The organism is Pikeienuella sp. (assembly GCF_046290545.1).
Classification (GTDB): Bacteria; Pseudomonadota; Alphaproteobacteria; order Rhodobacterales; family Rhodobacteraceae; genus Pikeienuella.
This window is the reverse complement of record NZ_JBKAGV010000005.1, coordinates 229944-253582: the sequence shown is the minus strand read 5'-3', so window position 1 is coordinate 253582 and position 23639 is coordinate 229944. Positions and strand designations below refer to the sequence as shown.

Below are 23639 nucleotides of genomic sequence, written 5' to 3'. Positions count from 1 at the left end.
GGTGATCGAAGGGCTGGATCTTGATGTCGAAGCCGGCGCTTTCCTTTGCGTGATCGGCCCGTCCGGTTGCGGCAAGTCGACATTTCTCCGGGTGGCGGCGGACCTCCTGACGCCGCTCGGCGGGTCGATAGAAGTGCTGGGCGGCGCGCCCGCGGCGGCGCGGGCGCGGCGGGATGTCGGGTTCGTCTTCCAGGACCCGACCTTGCTACCCTGGCGAACTGTCCGCGAGAACGTGCGCTTGCCGCTTTCCGTCGGCCGGGCGCGCATCGCGGGTGACGCGCCGGCGGAGCGGCTCGCGGATCGGGCGGATTCGCTGCTGGAGACGATGGGGCTTTCCGCCTTCGCCGAGCGACTGCCGCATCAGCTTTCAGGCGGGCAGCGTCAGCGGGTCGCCATCGCGCGCGCGCTTCAGGGCGCGCCGCGCCTTCTCCTCATGGACGAACCCTTCGGCGCGCTCGACGAGATCACGCGGGACAGACTGAACGACGAACTTCTTGCCATCTGGCGGAAGACGGGCGCGACCGTGATCTTCGTGACGCATTCGATCGCAGAGGCGGTCTGGCTGGGGGAACGGGTGATCGTGCTCGCGGCCAATCCGGGCCGGATCGTGCACGACCTGGACCTCCGCGCCGCCAAGGCGGGGATTTCCGGGCGGGACGATCCGGCGCTCGTCGCCGCCGCAGCGGAGCTGCGCGTCGCGCTCGGTGCGGTCTCTTGAAACGGGAGCTTCCACTCTGGGCGCGGGCGCTGCTCCCTCTTCTGGGCGCGCTCTCCGTCGCCGCCGCCTGGCGTTGGGGGCTGCCGCTCTCCGGCGTTCCCGCCTATGTCGTGCCGCCGCCGGATCGGGTTCTGGCCGTGTTCGAGACGCAGAGCGCGATGCTCTGGGAGAATTTCAAGCCGACGGCGGTGGAGGCGCTCGCAGGCTTCGTAGCCGGCAATCTTGCGGCGGTCCTGACGGCGATTCTCTTCGTGCATTCGCGCGTGATGAACGCGGCCTATTTCCCCATCGCGCTCTTCTTCAACACGATTCCGATCCTGGCGCTTTCGCCGGTGATCATTCTGATCTTCGGGCTCGGGATGACCCCGAAGATCATCATCGCGGCGATCATCTGTTACTTTCCGACACTCATCAACATGATCCGCGGGCTGGACGCGCCGACCGCGAACGAGAGGGAGCTTTTCCGCATCCTCTCCGCCTCGAAATGGGAAGTGTTCTGGCGGCTCCGCGCCCCGCGATCCTTGCCGATGCTCTTCGCGTCGCTCCGCATAGCCTCCGCCACCGCCGTCATCGGCGCGATCGTCGGCGAATGGATTGGAGCCGACAAGGGGCTCGGCGCGCTGATCATCCAGGCGACCTTCAACTACCAGTCGGACCGCCTTTACGCCGCGATCATTCTCTCTTCCCTGCTTTCGCTTTCCCTTTTCGCCGCCGTGGTGGCGATCGAGCGCCGATCGCTGCGCTGGGCTACATAGGCCCTGTACCTGTCGAAAGCCGCGCACTTCCCCGGCGCGACGCGAGGATGATCCGAAGGCAGGTCGCGGGGCGCGGCAAGCGCTCTTTGTCAGCGGCGCGAAGCTGGATGCGGTTGGACGGCAGGCCCAAACCCTCCGCCACTTGCCCGGCGAAAGCATTCTCCAGATCCGGCGGCGGGCGGCTTTCTCCGTTGTGTTCGACTTTGATGCAGGAAGGGCCCGGAACCGGCCCGGTCACCTTCGTCAAGCTGGCGCAATCTTCCGGATGGCCTCTGGAAATGATCAGGCGGCTTTCGTGGTTTCGCTGTTCATGACCGGCTGCGGTCATGGAGTATCAGGTTCCGTGCAATCCGCCCGCGCTCGCCGGATTGCAACAGCAAGGTCGAACGCGTGCGGCGCACGGCCCTCGTAGAGTTCTGGCCGAAGGCCGATCTCGCCGCAGCGAACTCGATCAGCGCCTCGCGGCGCGGCGGAGGAGAGCGAACCTCAGAGGGCGCTCTCCGTCACGAAGCCGCCGCCAGAAGCTGCGCGTTCCCCCCCGCCGCCGTCGTGTCGATGGAGAGCGCCCGCTCGCCCATGAAGCGTTCGGGCGCGATTTCCTCGTCGATCAGGCGGAGGATCGGCCCCTCCCGCCCCGCCATCGCCATCCGCGCCGCCGCGAGCAGCCGCTGGTCGGAGAGCGCCAGCGCCTCGTAGGGCGCATCGCGGAGGAAGGCCTCCAGCGCCTCGCCCGCCGGCGCCCCCTCCAGCGCGAAGAGCGGAACCCCCGACCCCATCAGCGGGGCGAGGAGCCGCGGCGCCCCGGGCCCGAGGGCGAGCGCGGCGTTCCCCGCGCGGAGCGCCTGAACGGCGTGGCCGAGCATCGCCTCCCCCCCGCCGATCAGCAGCACGCGCCCGAGCGGCGCGAGCGTGAGCCGGTTCGACTCCCCCGTCGGCCCCGGCAGATCCAGAGGCCCCATGTCGAGCGCCGCCGCCGCCGCCATGGCCCGCGCCGCGCGTCCCCGGAGGAGCGCGCGCAGCGCCTCCACCCGGTCCCCCCGCTTCGCCCAGGGCCCGGGCGCGAGCCGGGAGAGCAGCGCGCCGGCCTCCGCCGCGTCGAACTCGCCCCCTTCGGCGCCTTCGAAGGAAGCCGCCGGCCGGCGGCGGAAGCGCGGCAGGTAGAGCGGCCCGCCCGCCTTCGGCCCCGTCCCCGAAAGCCCCTCGCCGCCGAAGGGCTGGGAGCCGACGATGGCGCCGATCTGGTTGCGGTTGACGTAGAGATTGCCGACATGCGCGGCCTCCACCACCTCCTGCACCCGCCGGTCGATCCGCGTATGGAGCCCCATCGTCAGCCCATAACCCTTCGCGTTCACGGCGCGGACGACCTCCGCCCCCCCCTCCGCCGGGAAGGTCGCGATGTGGAGCACGGGGCCGAACACCTCCCGCTCCATCTCCCCGATCCCGCTCACGCGAATCGCGGCCGGGGCGCAGAAGAGCCCCTTCGCCGGGGCGGCGACGCGGTGCATCAGCCGCCCCTCGGCGGCGGCCTGCTCCACATAGGCGTCGATCCCCGCCTTCGCTTCGGCGTCGATCACCGGGCCGACATCGGTGGAAAGCTCCGCCGGGTCGCCGAGCCGCAGCGCGTCCATCGCGCCGAAGAGCATCTTCGTGATCTTCGGCGCCACCTCCTCCTGCACATAGAGGATGCGGAGGGCGGAACAGCGCTGCCCCGCGCTCTGGAAGGCGCTCGCCACCACGTCCCGCACCGCCTGTTCGGGGAGCGCGGTCGAGTCCACGATCATCGCGTTGAGCCCGCCCGTCTCCGCAATCAGCATCGCCTCCGGCGCATGCTCCGCCAGCGTCCGGTCGATGATCTTCGCAACCTCGGTGGAGCCGGTGAAACACACGCCGGAAAGCCGCGCATCGCGCGTCAGCGCCGCGCCCACATCGCCCGCGCCCTGAACGAGGATCAGCGCATCCACCGGCACGCCCGCCTCATGCAGCAGCGCGACGGCCCGCGCCGCGATCAGCGGCGTCTGCTCCGCCGGCTTGGCGACCACCGTGTTTCCGGCGGCGAGCGCGGCGGCGATCTGTCCGGTGAAGATGGCGAGCGGGAAGTTCCACGGCGAGATGCAGGCGATCACGCCCCGCGGCGCCCCCGGCAGGTCCTCCGCCCGCCCGGCGTAGTAGCGAAGGAAATCCGCCGCCTCGCGCAGCTCCGCGATCGCGTCGTCCAGCGTCTTGCCCGCCTCCGCGGCGAGGAGCGCGAAGAGCTCGCCATGCGCTTCTTCGAAAAGGTCCGCCGCCTCACGCAGCGCCGCCGCCCGCGCCTTCGCCGGCGCCCCCGCCCAGCCGCGGCCCGCCTCGAACGCGGCTCCGACCGCCGCGGAGACGTCCTCGGGCGTGGACCAGTCCAGGAGCCCCACAAGCGCCCCCGTCGCCGGGTTCCGAACCTGAGCCGCCCCTGCGCCCCGGACGCGCCCGCGCCAGGGCGCCCGCGCCGCGTCGAGCCCGGCGAGATCCGTCTCCGCCGCCGCGTCCCACCCGCGGGAATTGGCGCGCTCCGGCTGGAAGATATCCGCAGGCTTCGGAAGCGCCGCGCCCGGCCCCTCCAGCGCGGCGAACGGGTCGCCGGCGACCTTCTCCGCCGGAACGCTTTCATCCACGATCTGGTTCACGAAGCTCGAATTCGCCCCGTTCTCCAGGAGGCGGCGGACGAGATAGGCGAGGAGGTCCTCATGCGCGCCCACCGGCGCATAGATGCGGCACCGCGCGCCGTTCCGCTTCCGCAATTCCTCATGCAGCGCCTCGCCCATGCCGTGCAGGCGCTGGAACTCGAAGCTGTCGTCCGGCCCCCCCGCCATGTGGAGGATCGCCGCCGCGCTGTGAGCATTGTGCGTCGCGAACTGCGGATAGATGCGGGCCCGGAGGCCAAGGAGCTTCCGCGCGCAGGCGAGATAGCTCACATCCGTCGCCGCCTTGCGGGTGAAGACCGGATAGGTCTCCAGCCCCAGAACCTGCGCGCGCTTGATCTCGGTGTCCCAGTAGGCGCCCTTCACCAGCCGCACCATGATCTTCCTGTCGAGCCGGGCGGCGAGCGCATCCAGCCAGTCGATCACGAAGGGCGCCCGCTTCTGATAGGCCTGGACGACGACGCCGAACCCTTCCCACCCCGCCAGCGACGGGTCAGACAGCGCGGCCTCGATCACGTCCAGCGAGAGGTCCAGCCGGTCCACCTCCTCCGCGTCCACGTTGAGGCCGATCCGCGCGCCCTTCGCCAGCCGCGCGAGCTTCCGCAGCCGCTCCGCAACCTCCCCCATCGTCTCCGCCTTCTGCCGCCGCTCATAGCGCGGATGGAGGGCGGAGAGCTTCACGGAGATGCCGGGATTGGCGCGGATGTCGGCGGCTTTCGCCCGCCCGGCGATGGCGGCGATGGCCGCCTCATAGGCGGCCATGTAGCGGTCCGCGTCCGCCATGGTGCGCGCGGCCTCGCCGAGCATGTCGTAGGAATAGGTGTAGCCCTTCGCCACCATCGCGTCGCCGCGCTTCATGGCGGACTGGATCGTCTCCCCGAGTACGAAGGCCGAGCCCATCTCCCGCATCGCGGCGGCGACGGCGCGGCGGATCACCGGCTCGCCGAGCCGCCGCACCATGCCGCGGAGAGCGCCGACGACGCCGCCCTCCTCCTCCTCCAGCACCCGTCCCGTGAGCATCAATCCCCAGGTCGAGGCGTTGACGAGGATCGAGCCGGAATCGCCCACATGCGCGCCCCAGTCATGCGGCGCGATCTTGTCCCGGATCAGGTCGTCGATCGTCTCCGCGTCCGGCACGCGCAGCAGCGCCTCCGCGAGGCACATGAGCGCGACGCCCTCCGCCGTGGAGAGCCCGTATTCCGCGAGGAAGCTCTCCATCAGCCCCGGCGAGGCGGCGCCCCGCACGGCGCGCACGAGATCGGCCGCCCGGCCGGCGACCGCCGCGCGATCCTCCGGAGAGAGAGCGGCCTCCGCTTTCAGCGCGACGAGGCGTTCGGCCTCGTCGGCCTTCTCGGCGGCGCGGAGTGCGGTGCGATGGTCGGTCATGGGGCGGGTCCGTATTGGGGGCTTCCGGCGCAACATAGCAGCGCCGGCGCCCTGGCGCCGTCCCGAATTCAGCGCCGGGGCGAAGCGAAAGATCGCATTCCGCCCCGGCATCATGGAACGACTGGCCCGCCTGGCGGCGGGGCGCAGCGCGTTCGGCCTACGCCTCCGACGGCGCGAGAAGCCGGCGCACCGCATCGCGCCAGCCCGCATGGCGCCGGCGCCGCTCCGCCTCGTCGAGCCGCGGCTCGAACCGCCGTTCGAGCGCCCAGCTCCGCGCGAATTCCGCCGGCTCCGGGCAAAGCCCGGCATGGAGCCCCGCCAGATAGGCCGCGCCGAGCGCGGTCGTCTCCGTCACGACGGGCCGGTCCACCGGCGCGCCGAGCTGGTCCGCGAGCGCCTGCATCGTCCAGTCGCTCGCCGTCATGCCGCCGTCTACGCGCAGCACCGTCTCCGCCGCGCCGGAGCCTGCCGGCCAGTCCGCCCGCATCGCCTCCAGCAGGTCCTGCGTCTGGAAGGCGACGCTTTCGAGCGCCGCGCGCGCGAACTCTGCCGGGCCGGTGTTCCGCGTGATGCCGAAGATCGCGCCCCGCGCGTCCGGCGCCCACCAGGGCGCACCGAGTCCGGTGAAGGCCGGCACGAGATAGAGCCGCTGCTCCGGGTCCGCCGCCTCGGCGAGCGGCTGCGTCTCCGAGGCTTCGCGAATGATCTTCAGCCCGTCCCTCAGCCACTGCACCACCGCGCCCGCGATGAAGATCGACCCTTCCAGCGCATAGACCGGCTTGCCGGCGAGCTGATAGGCGATCGTCGTCAGCAGACGGTTCTTCGAGGTCACAGCCTCCGCCCCGGTGTTCAGCAGCGCGAAGCAGCCGGTGCCGTAGGTGGATTTCATCATCCCCGGCTCGAAACAGGCCTGCCCCACCGTGGCCGCCTGCTGGTCCCCCGCCACGCCGCGGATCGGCACAGGCCGCCCGAAGAGATCGGCCCGCGTCTCGCCGAAATCGTCCGCGCTGTCCCTCACCTCGGGCAGCATCGCCGCGGGCACGCCCAGCATGTCGAGGATCTCCTCGTCCCACCGCCCCTCGTGGATATTGTAGAGCATGGTGCGCGCCGCGTTCGTCGCGTCCGTGGCGTGGACCTTGCCGCCCGTGAGCCGCCAGATCAGGAAGCTGTCCACCGTCCCGAACAGAAGCCGCCCCTCCCCCGCCTTCCCCCGCGCGCCCTCCACGTTATCGAGGATCCACGCGAGTTTCGTGGCGGAGAAGTAAGGGTCGAGCAGCAGGCCCGTCCTTGCCGTGACCGCCGACTCGCGCCCCTCGGCCTTCAGGCGCGCGCAGGTGTCCGCCGTCCGGCGGTCCTGCCATACGATGGCGTTGTGGACCGCCCTGCCCGTCTCCCGGTCCCAGACGACGACAGTCTCCCGCTGGTTCGTGATGCCGATTGCGGCGATGTCCTCCGGCCTCGCTCCGCCCTTTTCCAAAGCGGAGCGGCACATCGCTGCGGTGGTGGACCAGATCTCTTCCGGGTCGTGCTCCACCCAACCCGAACGCGGGAAGATCTGCCTGAACTCCTGCTGCGCCGTCGCCAGCGGCGTCAACGAGGCGTCGAAGAGAATCGCGCGCGAGGAAGTGGTGCCCTGATCGATGGCGAGAATGCGGCCGGTCATGTCATTCCTCCGTGATGCTTTTGCCCGGGAGGATAAGGGCTTGAGCAGGCCGGCGGAAGGGCCGGGCCAGCCGCCGGATCAGACCGCCTGCGCGAAGGACCCCGCCGCCGTGGCGCTGGAGGCGGGCCGCGCCGGCGCCGCCGGGTGCGCGACCGCCGCGCAGGGCAGTTCGATCCGCACCGCCGCACGGCTCCTGCCCTCCCTGGCCGGCTCGATGGCGTAGCGCGCGCCCATAACGTCGAGAATCGCGCGCCCGGCCAGCGGCGCGAGCGCGTCCGCCGAGAGCTCGGCTCGGTTCGGTTCCGCTTCGGCCAGAATGGTCTCAATCGCCCAGGGCGCCTCGACCCCCTCGTCCAGCTCGATCCGGATGTCGAGCACGCCGTCCTTCGCCTCGAGGGCGCAGATGAAGTCCTGCGCTCTGAGCGTTTTGCGGACATAATGGATGATGAAGGCGAGCGCCTGGCAGAGCCGGGCGGAATCTCCGGTGAAGCGCCGCGAGCCGCCCACGCTGTAAGAGCCGGGCGCCCCCTCCTCCGCGTCCAGCGGCGCGAGCCGGCGACGGAGATCGACCACGAGCGCGTCGAGCGAGGCGTGCTGGTCCACGAGTTCGAGCCGGCCGTCCCTGATGTCCGAAAGGATCAGAAGCGCCTCGATCACCAGCAGCATCTCATGCGCCGAGGCCGCGGCGGCCCCCGCGAGCTGCGCCTGCGCCGGCTCGAGGCCGAGCGAGCGGATCACGTCGAGAAGGCCGAGCACGCCGTTCATCGGGGTCCGCAGCTCATGGCTGACCATTGTGAGGAACCGCGCGCGGCTCTCCGCCGCCTTCTCGGCCTCTCGGGCATGCGCGATCAGCTTGCGCGAGATTCGCGCGTCGCGCCGCGCGATCAGGAGCGCTCCGACAAGGACGAGAAAACTGACGATGGCGACGCCGATCCCGGCGTAACGGCCCGATTCACGTTGCAGCAGGAGGTTGTCGTAGACCCCGTAGAGCAGATTCCGCTCGTAGCGATAGGCTTGGGAAAGGAGCGAGCGGAGCTTGAGGTTCGCCGCCTCGAAATCTGCGAGCACGGCCGTCGCCCCTGCGCGGTCCGACCCGTCGAAGGCCATGACCCAAGCCTCGTGCCGGGCAAGAAGTTCGATGGCGCCGTCGATGGCCCCTTCCTCATCGAAAAGCGCGATGCGTTCGCCGAGGGCGCCGCTGTTGGCGGTATGGACGTTGTTCCAGAGGATGTCGAACCGCGTCCGCACCGCCTCCGCATCCGCCTCGCCCTCCGCCGTGACAAGCGCGGCGAGGAGCGACTCGCGAAAGCGGTTGACCTCGAAGATCGAGGTCGCCGTATGGAGAACCGCCGTATCCTCGCCGATCAGCGCCAGTTTCCCGGCCGTATCCCCGCGCTTCTGCATGTCGATGAACATGAGCGCGAGGACGAGGCCGAGCCCGCCGAGGATGACGACGAAGATGAGGTGGCTCCGCCTCAGGCCGAGGGGGAGCCTGTGGCTCACATCACCTCGATGCGGGTGAGCTGCCAGATCAGCTTGTCGTTGATCTCCCGATCGTCCGCCGCCAGCGTGTCAACCGGATACATGATCCAGATCGGGCCGCGGCTGCGCGGCGTCAGCTTCACGCCGTCGATCTCCATCGCGAGGATCGGGTCATAGGCGGCGATGTCGGCGAAGGGCGCCTCGATGGCGTAGTCGTTGGCGGCGGTCATGCGGATGGTCGACCCGGCCTCGATTCCCGCGGCGGCAAGCACCGCGCCGAGCCGGGGGCCGCGGAAGGCGGGGCGCCCGTCGGTGAAGTTCGTCTTCGTCTCGATCACATGCTGCTCCATGCCTTCGAGATCGGCGCGGCTGAAAGTCCGCGAGGAGGCGGCGGCTCCCGTGACGACCAGCAGGGCGTCATCCGCGGCGCGCGCGGGCAAGGTGAGCGCCGCCGGAGCGGCGAGGGCGAGCAGCGCGAAGCCGCGGCGCGTGTACATTGGCATCGGTCTTGTCTCCTTTGTGATTCCGATTGCGTCGAGTTTCCCGAAAAGCTGTTCAGAAACGCTTAAGGGCTCGCTTGCCGCCGCCCCGTTCTGACCGAATGTTTCGGCGCGTTGGTAAACGTGAACACGCAAACCTCGGCGCCGCCCGGCGCACGCGTTAAGAGGGAGGATGACGGTGTCTCGCCTCGGCCTTCTCCTTGGTTTTCTCCTTCTCTCCGCCTGCGCCGAGGATGGCGGGCCCCCGCCCCCTGAATTCGCACGGCCGGAGACGGCGCTCGACTACGCGGTTGCGATCGAGGGCGTGGAGCGGGAGGGCGTCGTAGCGCTGATGGAGCAGGCGCTGGAACTCTACCGCCAGCAGGATCGCGGCGCGCAGAGCCTCGCCTTCCTTCGCCGCCGGGCCGAGGGCGACATGGCGACCGTGCTGAAGATCATGCGTTCCGACGGCTATTTCGAGGCCGAGGCGCGCTACGGGATCGAGGAGGTTGCGCCGGAGGCTCCCGCGGATAACGCGACGGAAACTCCCGCGGAGGAGGAGGCGAAGACCGAAGCCCCGGGCGCGCTCGTCCGCATCGTGGTCACGCCAAACCGCCGCTACACGCTCGCCGCGCATCGCTTCCAGCTGCTGGAGACAGGGCCGGGCGAACCGCCCGCGGCGCCGGACGCAGGCCTTCTCGGCTCGCCCGTCGGCGGCCCGGCCCGCGCCGACCGCATTCTCGATGCGGAGAGCGCGGCCGTCGAGGCGCTCCGCGCCTCGGGCCGCCCCTATGCCAGCCGCCTTGGGCGGGACGCAGTGGCCGACCCGGAGACGGCGGAGATCGAGGTCGAGACGGCCATCGCCGCCGGCCGCGCCCATGTCTTCGGCCCGGTGACCTATGTCGGGCTGGAGGACGTCGACCCGGACTATCTCGACACGTATCTGACCTTCGCGGAGGGAGACGTGGCCGAGCCGGCGAAGCTCGTCGCCTTCCAGCGCGCCCTCATCTCCACCAATCTCTTCGCCGCCGGCTCGGCCACGCTGCCGCCCGAGCCGCCCGAAGCGGCGGAGGCCCCGGTGACCGTTACGCTGGAGGAGGCGCCCTTCCGCACAATCTCCGCCGGCGCGCTCTATTCGACGGACGCCGGCCCCGCCCTCACAGGCGGCTTCGAGCATCGCAACCTCTTCGGTGCGAACGAGACAGTGACGCTGGAGGCGCTGGCGGGGCTCGAGGAGCAATCGCTCGATACCCGCTATCGCATCCCGCAATTGGGCCGCCCGGGGCAGGACCTCGTTTTCGGCGCGGAGGCGCGGCGGATCGACGACGACGCCTTCGACGAGATCGGCGGCACGCTCTTCGCCGGGCTCGAGCGCGAACTGAGCGAGGAGCTGACGGTCGGGGCCGGAATCCTTCTCGAGCTTTCGCGGCTCGACGAGGGCGCGGGGGTTCCGGCGGAGACGTCGCGACTGTTCGGTCTTCCGGTCTTCGCCGCGATAGACGCGACGGATGACCGGCTCGACCCGTCCAACGGCTTCCGCGCCCGCGCCGCAGCGACGCCCTTCTCCGGCGTGGTGGGGAACGATCCGGCGGCGTTCATGATCCTCGATGCGTCAACCTCCGCCTATTTCGACCTGACCGGGGAGAAGAAATACATCCTCGCCGCCCGCGGTCGTCTCGGCTCGATCCTCGCCGGCGATCTCGACGTCGTTTCGGTCAACCGCAGGCTCTTTTCCGGCGGCGGCGGCTCGGTCCGCGGCTATGCGGAGCGGTTCATCGGCCCGCTCGACGCGAACAACGACCCGACCGGCGGCCTCTCCGTCGCCGAACTCGGAGCCGAGCTTCGCGCCCGGGTGAGCGAAACGGTCGGCCTTGCCGGCTTCGTGGAGGCGGGCTCCGTTTCAGAGGAGCTTTTCCCGGACTTTGACGAGGGCGTGCAGGTGGCCATCGGCGGCGGCGTACGCTACTTCTCCCCTGTGGGGCCGCTACGCGTCGATGTCGGCGTTCCGGTGAACCCGCGCGGCGCGGACGACGCCTTCCAGGTCTACATCTCCATCGGGCAGGCCTTCTGATGCGGCGGCTCCTTCCCCTTATCCTCGTGCTGATGGTCGCCCTGCCCGCGGCGGCGCAATTCTCCTTCCTCGGGCTCCGGAACAGCCTCGTCGATTTCGTGCTCGACCAGATCTCCGTCCCCGGCGAGCTCGTCCTCGCCGCCGAGGGCGTAGAGGACGCGGCGGACGGCTCCACGGAGATCGTCGGCCTCACCGCCGCGGATGCGGATGGCGTCTGGCTTCGGATCGACCGGCTCTCGCTCCGCTGGACCCCGTCGCGCGTCCTCCGCGGCGAACTCGCCATCGAACGCCTCGCCGCCATCGGCGTGGACGTTCGCCGCGCGCCAAACGCCTCGGCCGTCGCGGTGGAGGTCAAGGAAGGCTCTGAGCTCGACCAGCAGGACAGCGACCCGTTCGACTGGCCGCGCTCCCCGATAACGACCCGCATCGCCGCGCTTGAGCTCGTCCGCGTCACCGTGGCGCCCGGCGTGATCGCGCCCACGGGCATCGCCTTCGACGGGGCCGGCGCGGCGCGGGACGAGGGGGACGAGCAATCGCTCCGCTTCACCCTCACCCGGCGGGACAATGTGTTCGGCCGCATCGCGCTCGACTTCGTGCGGGATTTCGGGGCGGACCGGCTCGATCTCACGCTGCTGGCGGAGGAGGAGCCGGGCGGCCTCGTCGCCGCCCTCGCCGGTCTCCCGAACGACGCCTCTACGCGTGTGGACCTCGCCGCCCTCGGCCCGCTCACGGACTGGGACGTGACGCTCGATGCGGCAATCGAAGGCGTCCTCGCCGCGCAGGGCTCCGGGCGCTTCGCCGCCATCGGCCCCCTCGCCGCCAACGCGGACTTCGCTGTGACGCCCGGCCCGCGCCTTCCGGAAGTCTTCGGGCCGGAGATCGCCGTCGCCCTGGCCCCGGAAGCCCGGCTGCGTTTCGACCTCTCGGAGGACGATGCGGGCCTGATTACGATCCGGCAGGGCGAGGTGCGCGCGACCGATCTCTCACTCGACGCCACGGGAACCTTCGACCGCTCCACCACCGTCTCTAACCTCGCCGTCGCGCTCGAAGCGCGGGCGGGCCTCTCGGAACTCGTGGAGGGCGTCAGCTTCGACCGCTTCGGCTTCGACGGCGCCGTCACCGGCCCGACCGACGACCTGACCGCGACCGGCCGCCTCGCCCTCGCCGGCCTCCGCACCGCGCCGGCGGACGTCGCGAACGCCGCGCTGGACGCGACCGTTCGCGTCACCGGGCCCAACGTCGCCGCCGACCTATCCGGCTTTGTCGAAGGCCTCAGGCTGGACCGTCTCGGGCCCGACCTCCTCGGCCGGACCGAGATCGCCCTCGACGCGGACTGGGACGGAGCGACCGCGACGCTCGCGGAATTCCGCATCGCCGCCGCGCCGCTCACGCTTGAAGCCGCCGGCGCGGCGAACGTGGCGGAGGAGCGGGCGGACCTGACCTATCGCCTCGCGACGCCGGACCTCGCGCCCCTCGCCGCCGCCTATGAAGTGGACGCGGGCGGAACGCTCTCCGCCGAGGGGCGGCTCACCGGCCCCTTCGCCCTCCCCCGGCTCGAAGGCAGCCTCGCCGCCGAGGGCCTCCGCTTCGAGGGCGAGGGCTATGGCGAGGTGCGGCTGACGCATGACGCGACCTTCGGCGAGACGCCGGAGGGAACCGCCGCCCTCCGCGCCTCCGGATCGCGCTTCGGCCCCGTCGCCTTCGACGGAGGCTTTCGGCTCGATGGGCAGACCCTCGCGCTCTCCGACATGGTCGCGGAAGGGCTCGGCGCCCGCATCGCCGGCGCCCTCGCCCTCGATCTCGAGACGACGCTCGCCGAAGGCGCCTTCGACATCGCCGCGCCGGACCTCGCACCCCTCTCCGCGTTCACCGGAAACCCCGCCTCCGGCGCGCTCCAAGGCTCGGTGACCCTCTCCCGCCGCGACGGGATGCAGGACGCGACGGCGGCCCTGCGGCTCGACCGTCTCGAAGCCGGGCTCCCCGACGGCGCCCGCGCCCTCGCCGCGCGCGCCGAAGTCGATCTCGCCGTGCGCGACGCACTCGGCGCGCCCGAGGCCGAGGGCCGCGTCTCCGCCGAAGGCGTGGAGGCGCTCGGCTACGGCGTCGCGCGACTCATAGTCGAGGGGCGCGGCGCGGCGCTGGCGGGCGGAAATCCGGAATTCGACGTGACGGGCGACTTCGCCGGGGCCCTTCTCGGCCCGGCGCGCGCCGCGTCCGGCCGCTTCTCCGCCGCGGGCGCCCTGTCCGCCTTCAACGCGGCGCTGTCGGTCGAGGGAGTGGAGGGCGACGAGACCGTGGGCGAGGCCGCCGTCGCGTCCGTTTCGCTCGAAGCGCGGGTGCTCGACGCCGCGGGAGACCCGGCTGTCGAGGGCCTCGCCCTCACCGCCTCCGGGCTTTCGGGATACGGCCTCGCGCTCGGCGGGCTGGAGGCGGAGGGCTCCGCCTCCGCCCTTCTCTCCGCCCCCGCATTCGACCTGACCGCCCGCATCGCCCGCGCCGATCTCGGCGGCGCGACGGTCGCCGCGACGACCGTGACTGCGAAGGGTGGGCTCGACGACATCGCCGCCACGCTCCGCGCCGAAGGCCTCGCGGCGGGCGAGGCGCGCATCGCCTCCGCCGCGCTCGACGCGACGGTGAGGGAGGCTTCGGGCGGCGACCCCGCGCTGGACGCCCGGCTCCGTCTCGGCGCCGCCGATCTCGGCCCGGCGACGCTCGCGTCAACCACCCTCTCTGCGCGCGGCCGCCTCTCCGCCCTCGCGCTCGACCTCGCGGCCGAAGGCGAACTCTCCTCGGGCGAGCCTCTCGCTCTCGCCGCCGCGGCGCGGGCCGATCTCGCGGGCGCGGGGCCGCAGGCGACTGTCTCCCGCTTCTCGCTCGATGCGGGGGAGGCGGCGCTCGCCCTCCGCGCGCCGCTCCGCATCGTCTCCGCGAACGGGTCGACGCGTTTCGAGGGGATCGATCTCTCGCTTCCGGGCGGCGGGCTCACGGGCGCGGCGGCGCTGCACCCGAACGGGCTCTCCGGCGACATCCGCCTTGCGGCGCCCGACCTCCCGACGCTCGCCGCCCTCGCCGGCGCGCCCGTCTCCGCCGGCGCGCTCGACCTCTCGGCGCGGTTCGACACGCGGCCGGGAACCGCGGGCGCGACCGCCCGCATCGCCGCCCCCGGCCTCCGCTTCGAGGATGCGCTGGCCGATGTCGGCGCACTCGACCTCGAGGCCGCGCTGGACTGGGACGGGCGGGAGGCGAGGCTCGACGCTTCCCTCACCGGCCCCTTCGACCAGCCTTTCCGCGTGAGAGCGGCGACCCCGCTCCGCCCGACCGGCGGCCCCCTGCCCGCCCCGCCGGCAGGCGGCCGCCTTTCCGGCGCGGTCGACTGGCAGGGGCGGATCGGGGAGCTATGGTCGCTCGTCCCCGCCCCCGGCCACGTCCTCGACGGTGCGGCGCGCATCGCCCTCGTGCTTTCCGGCACGCTCGACGCGCCGGAAATCGGCGGGGACATCGCGCTGACGGACGGCCGCTACGAAAATCTCGATACGGGCACGATCCTCGTGGACCTCGAAATCGCCTCCACGGTCGAGCCCGGCGGCGCCTTCGTGCTCGACCTCCGGGCGGAGGACGGCTCGGGCGGGCCCGTCACCGGCCGCGTCGCGCTGGCGGATGGACGGCTCGACGCGAGGGTGAAGGCGGAGGGCGCGACCCTCGTGCGGCGGGACGACGTGACCGCAATCCTCTCGCTCGACATCGCCGCCGCAGGCCCTTTCGCCGCGCCGGACATTTCGGGGCGCGTGAACATCGACCGGGCGGAGGTGCGCCTCGTCGCCGCCACGCCGCCCGGAATCGCCGATCTCGGCTCGGTCCGGATCAAGGGCGAGCCGATCCCGGAGCCGCCGGAGCCCTTCGGCGAGGAGATTGACCTCAACATCGACGTGACCGGCCCGCAGGACATCTTTGTCCGCGGCCGCGGGCTCGACTCCGAATGGACGGTCGCCCTGCAGATCCGCGGGACGGCCGCGGCGCCGCGCATCCGCGGCGCGGTCGAGAGGCGCCGCGGCGTCCTCTCCTTCCTCGGCCGCGTGTTCGAGCTGGAACGCGGGGCGGTCCGCTTTACCGGCGCGCCGGGGATCGACCCGACTCTGGACGTCGCGCTCTTCCACGAGAATGACGGCGTGCGGGGCGGCATCGTCGTCGCCGGGACGGCGCAGGCGCCCGACATCTCCTTCCAGTCCCGCCCGGCGCTGCCGGAGGAAGAGGTGCTGCCGCGCGTGCTTTTCGGCCGCTCCAAGCAATCCCTCTCGCCGACCGAGGCGCTCTCCCTCGCCGTCGGCCTCGCCACCCTGCTGGATGGAACAGGCGGATCGGCGGACAGCGTGCGCGGCGCCGTCGGGCTCGACGTGCTGCGGCTTGATGATGACGGCTCCGGCAATTCCTCCGTCACGGTCGGCTCCAACGTTTCCCGCGACGTCTTCGTCGGCGCGAAGCAGCCGATTTCCGGCGGCTCCGGCAGCGTGATCGTGGAGATCGAGATCTTCGACGAGCTCCAGCTCGAAAGCGAGGTCGGCCCCGATGTCGGCACGACGCTCGGGCTCAAGTGGAAGCGGGATTTCTGAACCTCAGCGCAGCGCCCGCGCCGCGAGAACCGCCTCCGCCCACTCCGCCGGCCGCTCCTGCGGCAGGTTGTGCCCCGCCCCCTTGAGGACCATCCGCCGGCGCGGCCCCGTGATCGCCGCATCCCGCGCCGCATTGTCGCCCGCCGCGAAGGGCGCGACGCCGTCGGCGTCGCCGTCCACGATGACCGTCGGAACGCAGATTTCCGGCCCCGCCGCGAGCAGCGCCTCGATGTCGGCGAAGGCCGGGTCCCCCTGCGCATTGCCATAACGATGGCGATAGGAATGAACCGTCACCGCCGCCCAGTCCGGGTTGGCGAAGGCGGCCGCGCTCGCTGCGAACTCTTCCTCCTTGAACCGCCATTCCGGGGACCACATGCGCCAAAGCAGCCGCGCGAAGCCCGCCGGGTCGACGGCGAAGCCGCGCGCGCCGCGCTCATGGTTCAGATACCACTGATACCAGTAGGCCGCCTCCTGCGCCGGCGACGCCGGCTCCATCGACCGCGCGATGTTCTGGATGTTGTAGCCGTTGCCGGTCACGAGCGCCTCCACCCGCTCGGGCCACAGCGCGGAGACGACGCAGGCCGCGCGCCCGCCCCAGTCGTATCCCGCAAGCGTGGCGCGCGGCAGCGCGAGCGCGTCCATAAACGCGAGGAGATCGGCGCCGAGCGCCGCCTGCTCGCCCGATCGCGGCGTCTCCGCTCTCAGGAACCGCGTCCCCCCGAATCCGCGGAGCCACGGGAGGAGAACCCGCGCGCCCTCCGCCGCGAGCCGCTTCGCGGCCCGGGCGCCCGCATGGGCGTCATAGGGCCAGCCGTGAAGCAAGATGCAGGGCCATCCCGTCGCCGGCCCGATCTCCAGCCAGGCGACGTCCAGCGCCCCGGCCATGATGCGTTTCGTCTCCATGCCGACACCCCCACGCCCTTGCGCCGGGGCATTCCTATCCCGCCGATGCGCAAGAGGGGAAGGCTCAGGGCTCCAGGCGGAACTTAGGAAGGGCTTCCCGGGTGGTGATCTTTCGCATCGCGCATGCGGGGATTGCGATACTAATCAGGCGAAGCGCCGCTTCACGAAGGCGCGGAACCAGGGAGACACGCATGACCGAAGCCGCAACCGGCCCTATCGTCTATTTCGGCGACAGCATGACCGACGGGGGCAACCTTTTCGCCATCACCTCTCAGCTACTGACTTTGCCCTTCCCCCTCGCCTCCTTCGGCTACTCGGAGAACGTCACGAACGGGCGGAACTATGCGGACGTGGCCACCGGCCTCCTCGGGGCCGATGAGCTGAACTTCGCCATCGGCGGGGCGCGCGCGGTCGGCGAGCGGACGCTGGGAAGCGCGGTCGATCCGGGCGTCTCCGGCAATTTCCTCGTGGAGAACCCGGATCAATCGCTCCTCGACCTCGACATCAATCTCGGCGGCCAGGTCTCCCGTTATCTGGCGACGCTGGCGCAGGGCGCGGCGCCCGCATCCGCCGCATCGATCTTCATCGGCCTGAACGATTTCAACCGGTTCACCCCGTCCAACCCGCTCGACCCGGCGCAGACGGCGGCGGAGGCTGCGGCTCTCGCGGGCTCGGTGGCGGCGGCGACGCTCGGCGCCGCGGCGGCGCTCGCGCAGGCGGGCGTCGGGACGATCATCCTCAACACCCTGCCGCTGGCGAGCTTCTTCCCCTCCTTCAAGTTCGCGCCGCCGCTCATCCAGGCGCTGGGAGACCAGGTGATCTCCGGCTACAATGACGCGCTCGTCGCGCAATCGGCGCAGCTCTCCGCGCTCGGCGTGACGGTGAAGATCGTCGACCTCGAAGCGGTCGCGGCCGAGGTCGCCGCGGACCCGTCCGCCTTCGGCTTCGTCACCGTCTCCGAACAGCTCTTCTTCGGGACGGCGGCCGACCCGATCATCATCGAAGGGCCGGAAGGCCCTCTGCCCTTCTTCCCGTCCAATCCGGCGGTCGAGGGCCTGCACCCGGACCAGTTCGCCTTTTACGATCTCTTCCATCCGACCGAAGCGATGCACGAAACGTTCGGCGTCTTCACCGCCGAGTCGCTGACCTCCGAAGTCTCGATCCTGACGGACGGCAGCGACCGGTTCCGCGGAACCGGAGCGGAGGAACTCGTGCTCGCCAAGGCGGGCCATGACCGGATCGACCTCGGCGGCGGCGATGACGTGGCGCTGGCGGGCCTAGGGAACGACAAGGTCAGCGGCGGCAAGGGGTCCGACATCGTCTCCGGCGGCGCCGGGAACGACAACCTCAACGGCAACATAGGCGATGACTTCATCGGAGGCGGCGCCGGGAACGATTTCGTCAACGGCGGCGCGGGGCACGACGCGCTGGCGGACGGGCTCGGCGCCGACCTCCTCATCGGCGGCGGCGGGAACGACGTGTTCTTCCACACGGAAGCGTCGCTGCTCGGCGGCGGGAAATCGTTCGACCTCTTCATCGGCGGCGGCGGGCGGGACACATTGGTCCTGACGCTGACTGACGAGACGGCGGAGGCGATGGCCGGCAAGGTCGAGTCCTACAATGGCCGCTTCGCCTACTTCCGCGAACTCGGCCTGACTGCGATCGGGATCGAGGAGATCGTGGTGCGGAAGATCGGGGACGACGTCTCCGATCTCGGCCTGACGGGCGATCTCGCCGACCGCGTGGCGGAGGCGGATCTCTGGGGGTTCGTCTGAGCGCAACAACTCGGAACGAGTGCCCGTCTTGGTGTCCGTTGTGACTGATTCAGTCGGAACGGAAACCGACCTAGTCGCGCACGATCCGGTCCCCGATGAAGGCCCCGGCGCGCGCGAGCGCGCCGTCGGCCTCCGGCGCGAAGCCGCAGAAGATATGCCAGGCGTGCGGCGCGCGGGCGAACCATTCGAGCCGCACGTCGCCGCCCGCGGCGCGAAGCTTCTCCGCCATGACGCCCGCCTCGTCCTCCAGAAGCTCGATCCGGCTCGCCTGGATCAGCGCGGGGGGCGGAGACGGGATCTCGGCGAGAAGCGGCGAGGCGGTGGGAGCCCCGGCATCGGCGGCGGAGACGTAGTAATCCCGCGTCTCCTCGATCCGGCTCGCCGGCAACATCGGGTCGGACCGCGCGTTCCGTCTGAGGCTCTTCTGGCTGAGCGTGAGGTCGAGCCAGGGCGAGAAGGCGGCGATGCAGGCCGGATCCGGCAATCCGGCCTCCCGCGCCGCGATCAGCGTGGCGAAGGCGAGCCCTCCGCCGGCGCTGTCCCCCGCCAGGGCGATGCGGCCGGGCTCGTAACCCGTCTCCAGCAGGTCGCGGTAGCAGGCGAGCGCATCCTCCACCGCGCCCGGCCAGCGCGTCTCCGGCGCGAGCCGGTATTCCGGCAGGAGGACCCGGGCGCGCGCATGGCCGGCGAGCACCGCCGCGACGTGCCGGTGCGTCGCGCGTGAGCCCATCACATAGGCCCCGCCATGGAGATAAAGGATCACTGCCCGCCGGTCCGGCCGCCCGCGGCTTATCCAGTCGCAGGCGATCGGCCCCGCCGGGCCCGCGATACGCGCCTCGATCCGGTTCGCATCCTCCGGCGAGCGGAAGAACCGCGCCGCCGTCGCCTCGAACATCGCGCGCGCCTCCAGCGGATCCTTGAGCCGGGCGAGGCGCGGCTTCTCCACCAATCGCAGGAACAGCGACAGGATGGAGAGCCGGATCGACATCAGCCGCCCGCAAGCGGCGCAGCGCGGCGCCGCTCGATCGCTTCCCAGATCAGCGCGGCCGCGTTCGTGCCGTCGAAGCGCTGCAACTCCTGGATCCCGGTCGGCGAGGTGACGTTGATCTCCGTCAGCCAGTCCCCGATCACGTCGATGCCGACGAAGACGAGCCCCCGCTCCTTCAGCACCGGCCCGATCCGGGCGCATATCTCCCGGTCCCGCGCCGTCATCTCGACCTTTTCGGGCCGCCCGCCGACATGCATGTTGGAGCGCGTCTCGCCCTGCTGCGGCACGCGGTTGATCGCGCCCACCGGCTCCCCGTCCACGAGGATCACCCGCTTGTCCCCCTTCGAGACGGCGGGGAGGAACTTCTGCGCGATCAGCGGCTCCCGGTTGATCCCCATGAAGAGCTCATGGAGCGAGGCGAGGTTGCCGTCCCCCCCCGTCAGCTTGAAGACCCCGGCGCCGCCGTTGCCATAGAGCGGCTTCAGGATCATGTCTCCGTGCCGCTCCCGAAAGTCGCGGATATGGGCGAGGGAGCGGGCGATCATCGTCGGCGGCGTCAGGTCCGCAAAGTCGAGCACGAGCAGCTTCTCGGGGCAGTTCCGCACCCAGAACGGGTCGTTCACCACCAGCGTCTTCGGATGGATGCGCTCGAGGAGATGCGTATTGGTGATGTAGGACATGTCGAAGGGCGGGTCCTGCCGCAGGAGCACCACATCCGTTTCCGAAAGGTCCCGCATCTCCCGCGCGCCGAGCGTGAAATGATCCCCCCGCTTGCGCCGCACCTCCAGCGGCCAGCCCGCAGCCACCACCCGCCCCTCGTCGAAGGCGAGGTCGCCGACATGGTAGTAGAAAAGCGAATGCCCCCGCGCCTGGGCCTCCTCCGCGAGGCGGAAGGTGCTGTCGGCGTCGATGTCGACGCCTGCGATCGGGTCCATCTGGATGGCGACGGAGAGGCTCATTCCGGCTCCTTGCTGCGCCCCGGTCTCAGAGCCCGGCGCGCCTTTCGTCATGCTTGGTCAGCACATGGCTGACAACCTCGCGCACGCCTGCGATCTTCCGCGCATGGCTCACCACGCGCTCCAGCTCCCGCTCCGACCGCGCCACGCCGATGAGGTGCACAACCTGATCCACCGTCTCGACATTGTAGTTGACGCTGGAAACGTACTTGTCGCCGAGGAGTCGGCCCCGCAACTGCGTCGAGATCCAGACATCCTGCGCATAGGACCGGACGCCCGCATCCCCCGCCACCGTCAGCTCGTTCACGACCTCCACGACGTCAGGGGTGGACCAGGCCAGCTCCGCCGCCCGCACCCGCTGCTCCGACCGCGGCACCGACCCGGCGAGGAGCACGCGGCCTTCCACCACCTCGGTGTTGACGTCCGCGAAGAGGCCGAGATCCTCGTTCGCCAGCTTGTTGTTGATGGAAAGCCTGATTTCCGTATCCGTCAGCGCCTGCCGCGTGGACCGCTCCTGCGTGACGGCGACGCCCGCCGTCGCCAGCGCGCCGACGCCGAGGCCCGCGGCGCAGCCCGAAAGGCTCGCCGCCATAAGCGCAGCGCAAAGCGCGCGCGCGACTCCGTGTTGTCCGCTCATCATCTCGCCTTTCGCCTCATGTCCGGGCGTTTCTTATGATCTCCGTCCGCCCGTCCGCGCCCACGAGGGCGAGGTCGAAACGGAGCGGGACGCCGCCCGATCCTGACGCGATGATATACGTTTCCGCCGCCGCCTCCAAGCGCCGCCATTGCCGCTCGCCCACAGGGTCCTCCTCCACGGGCCCGGAACGGCGCTTCACCTCGACGAAGACGAGGCAGTCGGGCTCCCGGAGCACAAGGTCGATCTCCCCCGCAGGGCAGCGCCAGCGCCGGGCGAGGAGCGCGGCGCCCGCGTCGCGATAGAGCCGGAGCGCGGCCTCCTCGGCCGCCAGCCCGGCGCGGTGGTTGCGCCCGCCCCGCTCCGCCCGGCTCACGACGCTCCCGCCAGTTCGAGAGCGCGGGCGTAGACCCGCCGCCGCGGCAGGCCGAGCGCGGCGGAGACGCTTGCCGCAGCGTCCCGCACCCCCATCTCGCGAAGCGCGGCGCGGAGCGCGTCGTCCAGCGCCGCCTCCGAGGTCTCCGCCGGGCCCGGCGGGCCGACGACCACGACGATCTCGCCGCGCGGCTCCGTCCCGGCGTATTCCGCGGCGAGGTCGGCGAGCGTTCCCCGCCGCGTCTCCTCGAATTTCTTGGTCAGCTCTCGGCAGACCGCCGCGCCCCGCGCCCCGCCGAGCACGGAAACCATATCCGCCAGTGAAGCCGCAAGGCGGCGCGGGCTCTCGTAGAAGACAAGCGTCGCCGGCACAGTGGCCAGCTCGGCCAGCATCGCCCGGCGCGCCGCCTGCTTCGGCGGCGGGAAGCCCGCGAACAGGAACCGGTCCGTCGGCAATCCGGCCACCGCCAGGGCGGCGAGGAGCGCGGAGGCCCCCGGAAGCGCGAAGACCGGCAGCCCCCGTGCGGCCGCCTCCGCCGCCAGCTTGAACCCCGGATCGGCGATCAGCGGCGTGCCGGCCTCCGAGACATAGACCACGCTCTCCCCCGCCGCGATCCGTGCGAGGATCCCGGGCCGCGCCGCCTCCCCGTTATGGTCGTGATAGGCGATCATCGGCCGCCCGCCGCGGGCCACGCCGTGGAGAGTCATCAGCTTCAGCGCAGTGCGGGTATCCTCCGCCGCGATCGCATCCGCGCGGGCGAGCGCGTCGAGCGTGCGCAGCGTCACATCCCCCGCCGCGCCGATCGGCGTCGCCGCAAGCCAGAGCCCGGCGGCGAGGCGCCCCCCGCCCGCGGGTTCGTCACGTTTACTTATCCTCTGGTCTTCCATACTCTCCCCGGCGGCCGGAGGGGGCCCGGTTGCGGGCTGAGCACAGGAGGGTCAGAACATGGGCCGGAGCGCAAGCGCACTCACCCGCTTCGCCGCGTTTCGCGGCCTCATTCTCGTCGCGGGCGCAGCCCTGCTATCGGCCTGCGCCTCGGCGCCGCAGCCCGGCCCCTCGGCGGCTGCGCCCTCCGGCGGCGGGAGCGCGCAGCCCGCGCCGGTCGCCGCGCCGGTGAACCCGAACGCCCCCGTCACCCTCGCCCTGATCGCGCCGACGACCTCGTCGAGCCAGGCGGCCGCCCGCGCGGCGCAGGACCTCGTCGCAGCGGCGCAGATCGCGATGGCGGAGCGGGCGCCGGCCAATCTCGTGATGAAGATCTACGATTCGAAGGGTACGGCGGCCGGCGCGGCGGAGGCGGCCTCCCATGCCGTCAGGGACGGCGCGGCGCTGATCCTCGGCCCTCTCCTCGGAGATGGAACGGCGGCGGCGGCGCCTGTGGCCGCGCAGGGCGGCCTTAGCATCCTGTCCTTCTCCAACGATGCGAGCGTCGCGGGCGGCAATGTTTGGCTGCTCGGCTGGCTGCCGGGGGACGAGATGCGCCGCGTGCTCGGCTATGCGGGCTCGCAGGGGATCGGCCGCGTCGCGCTCGTCCGCCCCGCCGATCGTTATGGCGACGCCGTCTCCGCAGAGGCGCCGCGCGCCGCGCGCGACGCCGGCGTCTCGCTTTCCCCAGAACTGACATATGAGCGGAGCTTCCAGGGGATCGAGAGCGCGTCCCAGTCCGGCGCGGGGGCGATCCTCGCCTCGGGGGCCGGCGGCGTGCTGATCGCCGATGCGGGCGACGCGCTCCGCGCGATGTCATCCTTCCTCGCCTATTATGACGTGTCGCCGCGCACCGTCCGCTATCTCGGCCTCAGCCGCTGGGACGATGCGCGCAACGCCGCCGAATCCACGCTCCAGGGCGGTTGGTTCGCGGCGCCGGACCCTTCGAGCCGCGCCGCCTTCGCCGCCGCCTTCGAGAGCCGGATGGCGCGGCCGCCATCGCCGCTCGCCTCGCTCGGCTATGACGGCGTCGCCGCGGCGGCGGACATGCTGCGCGCGGCGCAGGCGGGCGGCCCCGTCGCCTTTTCCCCCGCCTCCATCGTCGCCGCGCCGCATGAAGGCGCGACCGGCGCATTCCGCCTGACGCCGGACGGGCTTAACCGGCGGGCCCTCGCGGTCATGGAGATGACCCCGAACGGCCCCGCCCTGCTCGACCCGGCGCCCTCCGCCGCGCCCGGCGTCTGAGGCGG

General features: G+C 71.4%; 16 protein-coding genes. 6 read left to right on the top strand and 10 right to left on the bottom strand.

The genetic code is table 11. The annotated features are described in order from the left end of the window. Window position 1 precedes the first annotated feature (1 nt). Window positions 2-718 carry an ABC transporter ATP-binding protein gene (locus ACE37J_RS03795; RefSeq protein WP_409707269.1) on the top strand — a complete coding sequence of 239 codons (717 nt, stop codon included), beginning with the start codon at window positions 2-4 and terminating at the stop codon, window positions 716-718. Further along, window positions 715-1473, top strand: coding sequence for an ABC transporter permease (locus tag ACE37J_RS03790; protein ID WP_409707266.1), 759 nt, complete (start codon window positions 715-717; stop codon window positions 1471-1473). The genes ACE37J_RS03795 and ACE37J_RS03790 overlap by 4 nt, the downstream gene beginning before the upstream one ends. A 503-nt stretch (window positions 1474-1976) precedes the next feature. Here the strand turns inward: ACE37J_RS03790 and putA are convergent. The 4 genes from putA to ACE37J_RS03770 form a co-directional block, all read right to left on the bottom strand. Further along, window positions 1977-5531, bottom strand: a complete 3555-nt coding sequence (gene putA, locus ACE37J_RS03785) for a bifunctional proline dehydrogenase/L-glutamate gamma-semialdehyde dehydrogenase PutA (protein WP_409707263.1) — start codon at window positions 5529-5531, stop codon at window positions 1977-1979. 157 nt (window positions 5532-5688) lie between these two features. Next, window positions 5689-7194: a glycerol kinase GlpK gene (gene glpK, locus ACE37J_RS03780; RefSeq protein ID WP_409707260.1), complete on the bottom strand. Its 1506-nt coding sequence runs from the start codon at window positions 7192-7194 to the stop codon at window positions 5689-5691. Window positions 7195-7272: 78 nt separating this feature from the next. Next, window positions 7273-8697, bottom strand: coding sequence for a sensor histidine kinase (locus tag ACE37J_RS03775; RefSeq protein WP_409707257.1), 1425 nt, complete (start codon window positions 8695-8697; stop codon window positions 7273-7275). Beyond that, entirely contained in the window at window positions 8694-9179 is a 486-nt protein-coding gene (locus ACE37J_RS03770; RefSeq protein WP_409707254.1) for a hypothetical protein, read from the bottom strand. The genes ACE37J_RS03775 and ACE37J_RS03770 overlap by 4 nt, the downstream gene beginning before the upstream one ends. A gap of 175 nt (window positions 9180-9354) precedes the next feature. Between ACE37J_RS03770 and ACE37J_RS03765 the strand changes: the two genes are divergently transcribed. Continuing rightward, window positions 9355-11226 carry an autotransporter assembly complex protein TamA gene (locus ACE37J_RS03765; RefSeq protein ID WP_409707251.1) on the top strand — a complete coding sequence of 624 codons (1872 nt, stop codon included), beginning with the start codon at window positions 9355-9357 and terminating at the stop codon, window positions 11224-11226. Continuing rightward, window positions 11226-15833: a translocation/assembly module TamB domain-containing protein gene (locus ACE37J_RS03760; RefSeq protein WP_409707248.1), complete on the top strand. Its 4608-nt coding sequence runs from the start codon at window positions 11226-11228 to the stop codon at window positions 15831-15833. The genes ACE37J_RS03765 and ACE37J_RS03760 overlap by 1 nt, the downstream gene beginning before the upstream one ends. A gap of 3 nt (window positions 15834-15836) precedes the next feature. On the opposite strand, the gene ACE37J_RS03755 is transcribed toward ACE37J_RS03760, so the two are convergent. Further along, window positions 15837-16736 (bottom strand): alpha/beta fold hydrolase, encoded by a 900-nt coding sequence (locus ACE37J_RS03755; RefSeq protein ID WP_409707245.1) that lies wholly within the window; start codon window positions 16734-16736, stop codon window positions 15837-15839. 191 nt (window positions 16737-16927) lie between these two features. On the opposite strand from ACE37J_RS03755, the gene ACE37J_RS03750 reads away from it, so the two are divergent. Continuing rightward, window positions 16928-18511 (top strand): SGNH/GDSL hydrolase family protein, encoded by a 1584-nt coding sequence (locus tag ACE37J_RS03750; RefSeq protein ID WP_409707242.1) that lies wholly within the window; start codon window positions 16928-16930, stop codon window positions 18509-18511. Between the two features lie 70 nt (window positions 18512-18581). On the opposite strand, the gene ACE37J_RS03745 is transcribed toward ACE37J_RS03750, so the two are convergent. The 5 genes from ACE37J_RS03745 to rsmI are packed head-to-tail and all read right to left on the bottom strand — an operon-like array spanning window position 18582 to window position 22352. After that, entirely contained in the window at window positions 18582-19499 is a 918-nt protein-coding gene (locus ACE37J_RS03745; RefSeq protein WP_409707239.1) for an alpha/beta hydrolase, read from the bottom strand. Further along, window positions 19499-20458 (bottom strand): glutathione synthase, encoded by a 960-nt coding sequence (gshB, locus tag ACE37J_RS03740; protein ID WP_409707236.1) that lies wholly within the window; start codon window positions 20456-20458, stop codon window positions 19499-19501. Before gshB ends, ACE37J_RS03745 begins: the two co-directional genes overlap by 1 nt. A 25-nt stretch (window positions 20459-20483) precedes the next feature. Continuing rightward, a complete protein-coding gene (locus ACE37J_RS03735) occupies window positions 20484-21092 on the bottom strand; it encodes a BON domain-containing protein (RefSeq protein WP_409707233.1) in 609 nt (202 codons plus the stop codon). 16 nt (window positions 21093-21108) lie between these two features. Continuing rightward, window positions 21109-21465 carry a YraN family protein gene (locus ACE37J_RS03730; RefSeq protein WP_409707230.1) on the bottom strand — a complete coding sequence of 119 codons (357 nt, stop codon included), beginning with the start codon at window positions 21463-21465 and terminating at the stop codon, window positions 21109-21111. Then, entirely contained in the window at window positions 21462-22352 is an 891-nt protein-coding gene (gene rsmI / locus ACE37J_RS03725; RefSeq protein ID WP_409707228.1) for a 16S rRNA (cytidine(1402)-2'-O)-methyltransferase, read from the bottom strand. The genes ACE37J_RS03730 and rsmI overlap by 4 nt, the downstream gene beginning before the upstream one ends. A gap of 58 nt (window positions 22353-22410) precedes the next feature. Between rsmI and ACE37J_RS03720 the strand changes: the two genes are divergently transcribed. Then, window positions 22411-23634: a penicillin-binding protein activator gene (locus ACE37J_RS03720; RefSeq protein ID WP_409707225.1), complete on the top strand. Its 1224-nt coding sequence runs from the start codon at window positions 22411-22413 to the stop codon at window positions 23632-23634. The last annotated feature ends 5 nt before the right edge of the window (window positions 23635-23639 follow it).